This is a genomic window from Cellulophaga sp. L1A9 (assembly GCF_009797025.1).
Lineage (GTDB): Bacteria > Bacteroidota > Bacteroidia > Flavobacteriales > Flavobacteriaceae > Cellulophaga.
In genome coordinates this window covers 1640693-1653033 of sequence record NZ_CP047027.1, presented here as the reverse complement: position 1 = coordinate 1653033, position 12341 = coordinate 1640693, and the positions used below count along the sequence as shown (strand labels likewise).

At 33.5% G+C, this 12341-nt stretch carries 8 protein-coding genes; 2 read left to right on the top strand and 6 right to left on the bottom strand.

Translation table 11 applies throughout. From position 1 onward, the window contains the following. Positions 1-30: 30 nt before the first annotated feature. Positions 31-999, bottom strand: a complete 969-nt coding sequence (locus tag GQR94_RS07025) for a FecR family protein (protein ID WP_233268652.1) — start codon at positions 997-999, stop codon at positions 31-33. Positions 1000-1002: 3 nt separating this feature from the next. After that, positions 1003-1551 carry an RNA polymerase sigma-70 factor gene (locus tag GQR94_RS07020; RefSeq protein WP_158974819.1) on the bottom strand — a complete coding sequence of 183 codons (549 nt, stop codon included), beginning with the start codon at positions 1549-1551 and terminating at the stop codon, positions 1003-1005. A gap of 256 nt (positions 1552-1807) precedes the next feature. Between GQR94_RS07020 and GQR94_RS07015 the strand changes: the two genes are divergently transcribed. Then, positions 1808-2872: a phosphatidylinositol-specific phospholipase C1-like protein gene (locus GQR94_RS07015; RefSeq protein WP_158974818.1), complete on the top strand. Its 1065-nt coding sequence runs from the start codon at positions 1808-1810 to the stop codon at positions 2870-2872. A gap of 91 nt (positions 2873-2963) precedes the next feature. Further along, positions 2964-3674, top strand: a complete 711-nt coding sequence (locus tag GQR94_RS07010) for an SDR family oxidoreductase (protein ID WP_158974817.1) — start codon at positions 2964-2966, stop codon at positions 3672-3674. Between the two features lies 1 nt (position 3675). On the opposite strand, the gene GQR94_RS07005 is transcribed toward GQR94_RS07010, so the two are convergent. The 4 genes from GQR94_RS07005 to GQR94_RS06990 form a co-directional block, all read right to left on the bottom strand. Further along, positions 3676-6408: a PD-(D/E)XK nuclease family protein gene (locus GQR94_RS07005; RefSeq protein ID WP_233268651.1), complete on the bottom strand. Its 2733-nt coding sequence runs from the start codon at positions 6406-6408 to the stop codon at positions 3676-3678. 67 nt (positions 6409-6475) lie between these two features. Then, the gene (locus tag GQR94_RS07000) at positions 6476-7816 is read right to left on the bottom strand and encodes an OmpA family protein (RefSeq protein ID WP_158974815.1); all 1341 of its coding nucleotides are present in this window, start codon (positions 7814-7816) and stop codon (positions 6476-6478) included. A gap of 113 nt (positions 7817-7929) precedes the next feature. Further along, positions 7930-9123, bottom strand: coding sequence for a glycine C-acetyltransferase (kbl, locus tag GQR94_RS06995; RefSeq protein ID WP_158974814.1), 1194 nt, complete (start codon positions 9121-9123; stop codon positions 7930-7932). A gap of 9 nt (positions 9124-9132) precedes the next feature. Then, entirely contained in the window at positions 9133-12258 is a 3126-nt protein-coding gene (locus GQR94_RS06990) for an exodeoxyribonuclease V subunit beta (protein WP_158974813.1), read from the bottom strand. Positions 12259-12341: the final 83 nt, after the last annotated feature.

The window sequence follows — 12341 nt, the reverse complement described above, 5'->3', positions numbered from 1 at the left end:
TTGTTCGTAGCAATTGCGGTTTTTTTAATTTTAATCAGTAGTAATTATTTCATTTTCATAGCGCAGATTTAAATTGGTTATATAGTTTATTTGACTTATAATTTCTTCAACACTAGCCTTTTTGCCGATAAATAGCGTGAGTTTTAGGTTGTTTATTTTGCTGTTTTTGATCGTATTTTTTACACCATATTTTAGCTGAATTAAGTGCAACACCTCATTAAGTTTTATCGCCTTCAGGGGTACATCTTGGTTATACCAATTAAGGCTCATAATACTTTTTAGCATTTCTTTTTTCAGCGCGTTACCCTTGGTGTGTACTTCTTCTCCAGGAATTAAATTTTCAATGTTGTTTTGGTAGCGCACTTCAACTTTACCTGTAACTACAGCTACGCTACATTCTTTTTCCTCCATTCGAATATGAAAAGACGTGCCCAGTACCTTCGTCTTTATTTTTCCTGATTGGATAATAAAAGGATGGTCAGGGTCTTTGGCGATATCAAAAAAAGCATTTCCTTTTAAAAGGGTTACATTTCGTTGCTTTCCTTTAAATGTTTCAGGATATTCTAAACTAGAGTTTGGGGCTAAATAGACCAGTGAACCATCGTTTAAGACAATAGAATCTAGGACGTTCGTTGTTGTGGCAACCAGCATATTGGAAGAAATAGTTTTGTATTGAAATACAATAATAAGAGAGGTGATGATGGCTATGGCCGCAGCATATTTTAAAAAAGTAAGGTTTATGGTTTTTACAGGAGTAATGGGGATTCCAGATCTAATCTCATCTTTAATCTCATTTTTGTTTCCCATGGTCTTTTCATCCCATGAAACAGTATGGTATATTTTTCTGAGAAGAATAGTGAGTAGTTTATCCTCTGAGGCATTCGTTTTTTTATGAATACTTTTCGAGAATAATTTTTTGAGAATAGATGTAGATTCTTGATGCATAAACTTGTTTTCTACTAGTAAGTACCAGAAAACAGCAATGCGTACTATCGCCAAATGTTACGATAAGTTTAAGCAAACATTAAGTAAAAAAGAAAATGAGATTAGTCCTAAAAATAACCAACTCAACTGTGTCAATTCCACTCTAATTTGTCTTAGAGCAGATGATAATTGATTTTTTACAGTTTGCTTAGAAAGTTGTAATTCTTCTGCAATCTGATCAATATTCATTTCCTGTAGCTTGTTCATTAAAAGAATTTCTCTCCGTTTTTCTGGTAGCTTGTCCAAGAGTGGATTTAAATATTCTACATAGTCTGATGGGGAATATTCAGGAGTGTCTTCTATAAGTTTTTCAAGGGTCTCATCAAGTGTCGTAGCATTGAATTTTTGTTCTCGATAAAATTTTAGAACCTGATTTTTTACCGCTCTAAATAGAAAACTTTCAATAGAAATAATCTTGACCTCACCTCTTCGTTCCCATAAGTTGGTGAAAACATCTTGGATTATGTTTTTCGAAAGGTTCGTATCTCCCGTCATTTTAAAAGCGAAAACATAGAGTTTTTCCCAGTAATTAGAATATATTTTTTCAAATTCTTGGGTTGTTTTCATTTGTGCGGTATAAGATTATATGGATACTGCAAAAGAAGAAAATCAAATTTCAATTTATTTTATGTGAATGTTATCTTATAATTAAATCAAAATTTTAATACCGCCTAATGTGCACTTTATTGCATTGTATTTTACATAAACTTAAAGTAATGATTATGGTTTTTTTGATAATTTATACCAACAAATTCTTTTAATTTACGGATTGTTTATACTGTAATTAACACCTTTCCGATTGGAATACAATAGTCTTTGAATTATGAGAATTGTTTACTTATTTTTATTTTTTATTGCTGCAGCTCATGTTACGGCTCAACCTTCACTTAAAAAAATTAATCAGGTTCAGGTCATAGGATCACATAACAGTTATAAGCAAGCAATACAACCTAAGCTTTATGAGTTTCTGGAAAATAGAGATACTACCAATTCTTTGAAAGGGTTGGAGTATGCCCATATTCCTATTCCTGAACAGCTAGATTTAGGTTTACGAAACCTGGAAATTGATGTTCATGCAGATCCCGAAGGAGGAAAATATGCAAGCCCCAAAGGGCTTACAGTAGCTTCTGATACTGAAGTATATGACAAGGACGGTAAAATGAATGCTGCGGGTTTTAAAGTCTTTCATATTATTGATATTGACTTTAGAACATCATTTTATACGTTAAAAGAATGCTTGTTGGCATTGCGTAAGTGGTCCAATGATCATCCAGATCATACTACTGTATTTATTACCTTAGAACCAAAGGATAGCGATATATCTGTTTTTGGTACACTAACAGAAGAATTTACGTTTGAACTTTTTGAAGCTTTAGATGCCGAGATATTTATGTATCTGGGAAAAGATAAAATTATAACTCCAGATATTGTACGAGAAGATTATACCACATTAGAAGAAGCTGTTCTTGATCATAATTGGCCCAGTATTGAAAGTGGGAAAGGAAAATTTCTTTTTATTCTAGATGATAATGATAGAAAAAAGGAGCTGTATAAAAAAGGACATCCTAATTTGAAAGGGAGGGTTGCATTTGTTAATGAAGCTGCCGGAAGCCCTTTAGCAGCTGCAATGATTTTAAATGACCCCAACAATCCTTTAATACCAAAGCTGGTTGAAAAAGGATACCTCATTAGAACCAGAGCAGATGCGGGCACAAAACAGGCGAGGACCAATGATTATTCTAATTTTGAAGCCGCTAAAAAATCTGGAGCGCAAATTATAACTACAGACTATTATTTCCCAAGTACACTGTTTAATTCTACCTATCAAGTACGTTTTGATGATGCTACTTATGAGAGAGTAAACCCCGTTACCAGCCTAAAGGAATAAAGGTTTTTTTCTTTTAATTTTAAAACAAATATAACAGTCAATTTTTGAATAGAAGGAGGAAGTATTTTAACTTCACTAAAAAATAGATATTATGGATTTAAAAGATAAGGTAGTTTATATAACAGGAGGTTCAAAAGGTATTGGTTATGGTACAGCTAAAGTATTATTAGCAGCAGGGATGAAAGTTGCTATCAGCGGCAGAACCTCAAAGTCGGTAGAAGATGCGGCGAAGAGTTTGGGAAAAGATAGTCATGTTATGGCATTAGAATCTGATGTTACTAAATTGATAGATGAAGAAAAAGCAGTGGCAACTATTCTTGCCAAATGGGGACAATTAGATGTGGTTTTGGCTAATGCTGGAGTTGGTAATTTTGCTCCGGTTGATAAAATGACAGAAGAGGAGTGGCATCAAATGATCAATACCAATTTAAACGGTGTTTTTCACACTTTGAAAGCCTCAGTAGAAGCGCTTAAAAGGTCAGAAGGCTATTATATTACACTTGCCAGCTTAGCTGGAACAAACTTTTTTGCCAATGGAGCAGGATATAATGCTACTAAATTTGGAGTAGTTGGGTTTACGCAAGCGGCCATGTTAGATTTAAGACAATATGGAATTAAGGTTTCTACCATAATGCCTGGTTCTGTTGCTTCAGAGTTTAATAATCATGTGCCATCAAAAGACGATGCATGGAAAATACAACCTGAAGATATTGGGGAGCTTGTTCTAGATGTTTTAAAAATGAATCCTAGAACATTACCGAGTAAAATAGAAGTACGTCCTACAAGACCTGATTTAAAATAGGTTATACTTCTTTTTCAATAAAAGGAATTTCAGGGTTAAAAATCTCCTGAACTAAAATATCTAGCACGCTTTTAAATTCTAAGAGCGTGCTTTTATTTATCTCCTCTGTTTTTGCTTCAGAGAAATATAAGGTTCCGCTATTTAAATTTTTAAAAGAAATAATACCTGCTTTTATAGTTTCTATGGGTTTCATGGTGTCTATCATGATGGCATAGCACAGCAATTGAAATGCTTTGCTCTTATCGTAATTTTCAATTACTTCATTCCAATCCGTGATTTTTACATTTCTAGACTCTACCTTTCCTGTTTTGTAATCTATAATTCTTGTTACCCCATTTACTTCATCTACACGATCTAATTTTCCTTTCAATCTTATTTTATTTGGAATTCCAGGTATCTCTAATTCTACATTTAACATCTGTTCTAAAGAGACTATCTTTATTTTTTGATGTTTAATTTCTTTTAATTCTAGTTTTATAAAATTTTCAATATAACGTAGAATAACCGTGTAAGCGATTAAGTTTTTACCCCTGGTAATATCTCCGTCGGCATAGGTCTTGGCAAAATTATGTTTTACGGTGCCTTCTATCTTTGGCAGTAGTGCTTCTAAAGATTCTTTATTTAAAAATTCACCAACAAAGGGTTGGTATAAGTCTTCCAGGGTATCATGTACAATGGTTCCAAAAGTATTTGCCGCTAAACTTTCCTCAACTTCATTGATGTCATTAATTCTTAAAATACTTTTTTTATAAAAATCGATTGGGTTTCTCACATAATTAGAGAGAGATGTTGGTGAAAAGCCTTTTTCAGATAAGGCTTTTAGTTGCGCTATAAGAGCTTTGCTTTTCTCAATGCGTTCAACAGGTACTGTAGGAGAGGATACCGCAGCAGAACCCGTAATTTCTTTTATGTTTTGTGATATCGTATCGTCTGTTAATAGTTGTGTTAAGAGCCTGCTTTTTTCATTTCCTTCAAGAACGTTTGGCTCTGTATTGTAAATTAAATAAACATTTTTAGCGCGTTGAAGTAACCTATAAAAGTGATAAGTATAGACGGCATCTTTTTCCTTATACGTAGGTAGTCCGTATATTTTTTTTAAGTCGAATGGTATAAATGAATTATTTGATTTTCCTGAAGGTAAGATTCCCTCATTCACAGAGGTAATAATGACGGTTTCAAAATCTAGGTTCCTACTTTCTAACATTCCCATGATCTGAGTTCCTTGTAAAGGCTCTCCTTGAAAATCTAAGGTTTCTGTACCAATTAATTCTTTATAGAGTGATTGTAAAGATTTTATATCCGTAATAAAAGCATGTTCATTAACCATTAATTCTAACTGATTGAACAGCGTATGGAAACGAAATAAATACTCTAAGCCTAAACTATTGCCTGATTCTTGAAATTTTTGTTTTAAAACATTAATCAGTTGTAAACTTCTTTTAATGAAGCTTTTTGGAGTTAAGGCAGTATCATCAAATAAAATGCCCGTCAATTCTTTTACGTCAGGAGCAGCTTTTTCTATTTGTTCTGTTTTTACAAAGATCCAGTTTCTAGCTTTTATTTTATTAGCTATAGCGCTGGCATTATTATTTTTTTCTGTTTGATAATATATTTGAAGGTAAGGATGTGCTAGTAGATTTAATAATTGTTGGTAAAACCACCCATTTGGTTCTTTGGTGAGCCATACTTCAAAATATAAATTGAAGAGTACAGCTATTGGTGTTTTATGAATAGGATACCCCATAGTAATATTGATACGGGCTATTTTTTCTGGAATAGCATTCAATATTGGATTTAAAAGATTTTCATCTCCTAAAACAATGGCAGTTTCTTTTAATAATAGGGGTTGTTTTTTTTGAATTTTTTCTAATAGGTTTCCTACGTATTTTGCTTGAGATACATTTTTAGGAACCCCTATAAGTTGAATATTTTTTTTAGTCTTGAAGTGTGCGCTAATTCCTTTAAAGGAATGTTCTTTAAAATAGCTCCAAGTTTTTTTATGTTGGCGAATAAATAGACTGGCATCATGCAGCGTATCGTTTAAAAAATAAGTGTCTATATCCCAGTAAATATCAGCATTCGATTTTTCTAGTAGCTGTTGTATGATATTTTCCTCCGCTTTGTTTAATGCGTTAAAACCTATGAAAACAAATTTCTTGTCTGAGGTCTTATCTATGTAATCAGCTATAGCTGTATTTGCTGTACGATAAGCATAACCTTGCGATGCTAAGTTTTTATCAATTAATGTTTGGTTAAAATTGGTATAGAGAGCCTCTAGATTGTTCCAAAATTTCACATAATCAGCAATCATCTGAGTAGGTTCATCTTGAAAATGGGTATTTAATTCTTGGATTGCAGATAAATGCGAAAATATAGATGCGGTATCCACCAAGTAACGATCTATTTCGTTAAAATCTTGTAATACTGTTTGTCCCCATTTTGAGAAGCTTAAAAAACTGTCTTTGTCTTTTTCGGGACTTGTTGCTAGGTATGACTTGTACAGGGTAAAGAGTTGCTCCGTACTTGAAGCATAATTAAGTCCTGATATTTGCTCAATAAAACTTTCAATACTATAGATGTCTGGAGCAAAAATTGTTTTCTGTAAATTTTTAGAAATAGTATTTTTTAAAAAAGTACCTGCCCTTTTACTAGGGAGTATGAAGATGGTTTCTGTAAAATCAGTACCGTTTTCTATTAATTCTTGAACTACTTCTTCTATGAAACTTTGCATCATATAAAAATAGAAAAAGCTCCGCAATTGCGGAGCTTTTAAAAATATATTTGAAGATAACTTTTAGTTATTATTTAACTAAGTTAATTTCAACTCTTCTATTTTGAGTTCTACCAGCTCTTGTACTGTTAGAAGCGATAGGCTTCTCTTCACCGTAACCAATTGCAGATAATCTAAATTCTTCGATTCCTTTTTCTACTAAAAATTCTTTTACAGAAAGAGCACGAGACTCAGATAAACTTTGGTTCAATTTAGCAGAACCAACGCTATCAGTATGACCTTCTACTGTAAATTTAGCATTAGGGTATTCTTTTAAGATTGTAATAATGTCAACCATAACAGAAGTAGACTCAGCTTTGATAGAAGATTTACCAGTATCAAATAAGATAGTTCTAGCATAATCATTCAATTGTTTCTGAACTTCTTCAGTAACTTCTGGACAACCTTTGTTAGCTACAGTACCAGCAACATCTGGACACATATCATCTTTGTCTAATACACCATCACCGTCTTTATCTAAGAAAGGACAACCTTTGTTAGAAGCAGGACCAGCTTCAGCAGGACACTCATCATCTTTATCAGCAACACCGTCACCATCAGCATCTGGACAACCTTTTAAGGCAGCAGTACCAGCTTCGTTAGGACAAGCATCATCTTTATCAGCAACACCATCACCATCAGCATCTGGACATCCGTTCATTTCTTTAGAACCAGCTTCATTAGGACAAGCATCTTTGCTATCTTCGATACCATCACCGTCAGCATCAGGACAACCATTGAAAGCTTCTAAACCAGCAACTTCTGGACAAGCATCATCTTTGTCATAAATACCATCACCATCTGTATCAGTACCACCAAATTTGATGCTAAGACCAGCTAAGTGCTGCATGTGAGGAGCTAAATAATCCTCGAAAGAATGCTTGTATTGAGTTTGTAAAGTTAAACCGATGTTCTCAGTAAACCATATGTTAACACCAATACCACCGTTAGCTGTACCAGCTCCGATTTCATCAATCCAAGTATAACCACCACCGATTTCAACGAAAGGATCAACTACTGTATTTTTTAAAATGTTGTATTTAATAGTACCATCAAGAGCGTAGTGAGATAAATCATCAACAGATACGTCACCTAACTTGTCGATTCTGTTTAAAGAACCTCTAGCTCCAACAGAAAATCCGTCACCTACGTATCTAGAAACAGATACATAAGAAATAGAAGGAAGGATATTCCAGTGATCAGTAGCGTTGAAATATTCATTTCCAAAAGAACTTACATCACTAGTTGGATAAACATCAACTGCGTTTACACCAAAACCAACTTGCCATGGATTATTCTCGTCTTGCGCTTGAATGCTGTTAAATCCTACAAAAAGTAGGGCAACAACCAATAATTTGCTAAGATGTTTCATTTTATTATATTTAAGTTTAAGGGTTTATTAGCTGCAAATGTAAGTTGTTAAGAATTATTAACAAAATCAATTTGTTATTTTTTTTAACACAAATAAAGCATTAAATGATGCATTTAGACGATTTTCAGCGTTTTTCCTACCTCCGTGAAGGCAGAAATTGCTTTATCTAAGTGTTTTTTTGTGTGTGCTGCGGACAATTGTACCCTAATTCTAGCCTTATCTTTAGGTACAACAGGGTAGAAGAAGCCTATTACATAGATGCCTTTCTCTAATAATAGGTCTGCCATTTGTTGTGATAACTTGGCATCATAGAGCATTACAGGTACTATTGCAGAATCTCCTTCTATAATATCAAACCCAGCGGCTTTCATCCCTTTTTTAAAGTAGCGTGTGTTTTCTTCAAGCTTATCTCTTAAAGAAGTATCTCTTTTTAACATTTCAAACACTTTAATAGAAGCACCTACAATCGCAGGGGCTAAGGAGTTTGAAAATAAATAAGGTCTGGAACGTTGGCGTAACATTTCTATAATCTCTTTTTTCCCAGTAGTATAACCGCCCATGGCACCACCTAATGCCTTACCAAGTGTTCCTGTAATAATATCTATTCTTCCTAAAACACCTTTTTCTTCTAAGGTACCTCTTCCGGTAGCTCCAATATATCCCGCAGAATGACATTCATCAATCATCACTAAGGCATCGTACTTATCTGCTAAATCACATATTTTATCTAAAGGCGCTAGAACACCATCCATAGAGAATACTCCATCGGTAACTATTATTTTAAAACGAGCTCCGTCTTTATTTGCTTTTTTTAATTGTTCCTCTAAATCGGCCATGTCATTATTTGCATATCGATAACGCATTGCTTTACACAATCTAACACCATCAATAATAGAAGCATGGTTTAAAGAATCTGAAATTATAGCATCTTCCGCACCAAGTAAAGGTTCAAAAACACCACCGTTAGCATCAAATGCAGCAGCATATAATATGGTATCTTCTGTTTGGTAAAAATCGGCTATCGTACTTTCTAGCGTTTTGTGTATGTCCTGAGTTCCGCAGATGAAACGTACAGAAGACATTCCAAAACCATGACTATCTAAAGTGTCTTTTGCTGCTTGCACTACTTCTGGGTGTGATGATAAGCCTAGATAATTGTTGGCGCAAAAGTTAATGACTTCTTCTCCAGTACTAATTGTGATCACTGCGTCTTGAGGAGAGGTAATTATTCTTTCTTTTTTAAACAAACCAGATTCTTTAATATTCTCTAGTTCTTCTGTTAAGTAATTTTTAATGTTTCCGTACATGTTTTAATTTTAAATAAATTCAGGTATTATATCTTTATTTATGTAAATGATAATTTTTTTATCAATGAGATACCCCATTTCTTTTATCGCATGAGCATACGTATCTACTTGGTCTTTATAAGATATGTTTCTTGAGCCCGTTTTATAGTCGATAATGCTCGCTTTATTGTTTTTAATTACTAAGCGATCTGGCCGCAAAATTATGCCATTTTTTGTGATTATATCGGTTTCATTTTTAACGATAGCATCTTTGGTATAGAATTCTTTTAAATCTTTATGTTCAATTATTGCTCTTATTTTTAATTCTAATGCAGGAACTTCTTCGGTATTTAAAGATCCTTTTTTTACCAATATTTCAAAGCACTCCGTAATATCGTCTGCTGTTTCTATTAAACTTAATATTTGATGTATCGTGTTTCCTTTTGAAAGCGCAGCTTCTGCAGAGGTATCCCATAGCATTCCAGATTTAGTAACTATGTTAAAACTAGTACGCTCTTTATAAGAGTATTGAAATTTTATTTCTTCTTGGTCGTTTGTTAGTTGGTTGTTGTTGCTGTTTTCATTGAGCTGCCCAAATTGATAGTGTAACTGCTCATCTTGCCAAACACCTCGTTGTTTTAAGTAACTCATAAAAAGTCCAGAATAGTAATCTGTTTTAGGGTTTTCTGTTTTTCCTTCGTATTCTTTCTTGGTAAAAACAAACAAACACTTTACTGCTCTGGTCAAAGCAACGTACAATACATTAAAGGCGTCTAACTCTAATTTTTCATGCTCTTCATTATAGATACTTTCTGCAGCTTCGCCATAATTTACAATTTCTTTATTTTTATTAATTAATAAATCCGTGAAGCCATTAAATTCCTCAGCTGCTACGGGCAACCAGGTTTTAGGTTTTATCTCCTTATATATATGGCTATTGGCATAGGGGAACAATACGACCTCAAATTCTAATCCTTTTGATTTGTGAACCGTCATTATTTGTACCGCATCCATTTCTAAGGGAGCACTAATGCTTAGTACATCTTGTTTTTTTTCCCAGTAATCTAGGAATAATGTAGCGCTGGCGCCTTGTTTGTACTCTACATCTAAGACTTCATCTAAAAAATAGGTGATGTATGCATCAGATTCATGAACTAAATTAAAATGTTTAACCGCTTGCTCAAACCCGTCATAAACACTAGATTGTTTTAAGGTGTTTATTTCAAAAGTATAGCGATTGGAAAGATGGCTTTCTAACTGATTGAGATTTTCAGAGATGTATTCATGTTTAGGTTGCCCTGATTGTTCTGATAAGTAAAACAAAATAGCATAAGCAGCTTCAAAATCTTCACTATCCACGCTAAATTTTAAAAGGTTGACGAGGAAGTTTACTTTTGGATTGTTTTTTAGTAATAGTGTTTCAGATGAAATGATCGGAATTTTGTTTGCGCTCAAAAAATCTGCCAATAAAATTCCATGTTTTTTATCCCGCACTAAAATGCAAATATCTTTTAGGGGGTATTTTTTCTCCGAGAGCGTCTCAATAGTTTGCAATACTTCATTACAATATAATTCATCTTCATTTTTATCTTCTTCCGTTATAAATGAAATTTGAATAAAACCACCCTCTTTGTGATTTACTTTTTGCTTGTTGCCCTCTTCAAAAAGTTCTTTATAAACCGCATTAGTAATATTGGCACTAATGGTAGAAAAGAAGCTATTGTTAAAATTAATTACCTCATGATAACTTCTATAATTAGCAGGGAGGTTTTCTACATTGGGAAAATGAACAAACGGATTTTTAGTTTGATTTACTAAATTTAGAAATTGTTCAGCTTTACCACCTCGCCAACGGTAAATGGCTTGTTTGGCATCGCCGACCAATAATAAGGAGCCATTATTGCCTTTTTCATCCTGACTTTCTAATGCGTTTCCAATCAGAGGAATTAGATTGCTCCACTGCAATTCAGAAGTATCCTGAAATTCATCAATAAAATAATGACGGTATTTTTCTCCTAGGCGTTCATATATAAAAGGAACAGGTTGGTTTTTTATTTCTTTAGAAATGATGCTATTAAAAGTTGCTAATGGAATTTCGTCCCGCTCTAATTCTAAATTTTTTAATTCTTTCTGTAAAGCATTCAATACCGTAAGTGGTACAATGTTTTTGTAGGCATTTTTTAAGAAAGACAATTCAAAAAAGCTACTTTTTATACTTTGAAAGTGCTGATTAAATGTTGGGTGTAACCCGTCAATAGTTGCTTTCTTATCCTCAGCTAGTGTTTTGGTGTATAAAGCGGTATTTTCAAAGTCTTGTTTCCAAGCGGCATTAAAGTTTATGGTTGGTTTTAATTCAGATACATCAATCATGAATTTTGAAAAATAAGAACTTTTAAAATCCTTAATCTCTAATCCGTTATCAGACATTAGCTGCAAGTTTGTTTTCCCCGCAAGCTGAATGTTGTCTTCTGCTCTTTTAATCTTTGTTTTTAATAGCTTTTTTAAAGCGTTAAAATCGCCAATATTTTTTTGTTCAATTGCTTCCAGTGCATCCTCGTACTTTTCTTTGAAAAGAAGTTCTCTCCCCATATCAAAAATATCTCTGGAAATGTCCCAGCTTTTATCTTCATTGGCTTTTTCTAAAGCAAATGCGATTAATACTTTTGTAAGTTCTGGCTCAGTACCAGCTTTATTGACCAAACGGTCTACGGCCTCGCTTAATAGTAAGTTTGTATCTAGAATGACTTCAAAGTTCTGTGGCAATTTAAGATCCTTGGCAAAAGTTCTTATCAATCGATGGGTAAACTTATCGATGGTAGAAACATCAAAAAATGCATAGTTGTGAAGAATCTCTTTGAGCCTTGTTTTTGACCTTTTTTGTAAAGTTTCAGTAGGGATACTTAATTCTTTTACAAGATCTAAAAACATAGAAGGGGCATCCTCGGCAGTTTTAACTTTTCCGAAATCGTATAAACTATGTATAATACGCTCCTTCATCTCCGCTACCGCTTTATTGGTAAAGGTGATGGCTAAAATCTCTCTGTAATTAGCAGATGTTGCGCTGGAAAGAATAATTTTCAAGTATGATTTTGTAAGCGTGTATGTCTTTCCGGACCCTGCTGAGGCATTGTAAATATTATACGATGTGTTTTTCACCTACTTTTTACTTGCAAATTACGTAATCTTATACAGTTCTTAACAAATTATTAGTGGAATTAGTTTCTTAAAACCTTAACTTT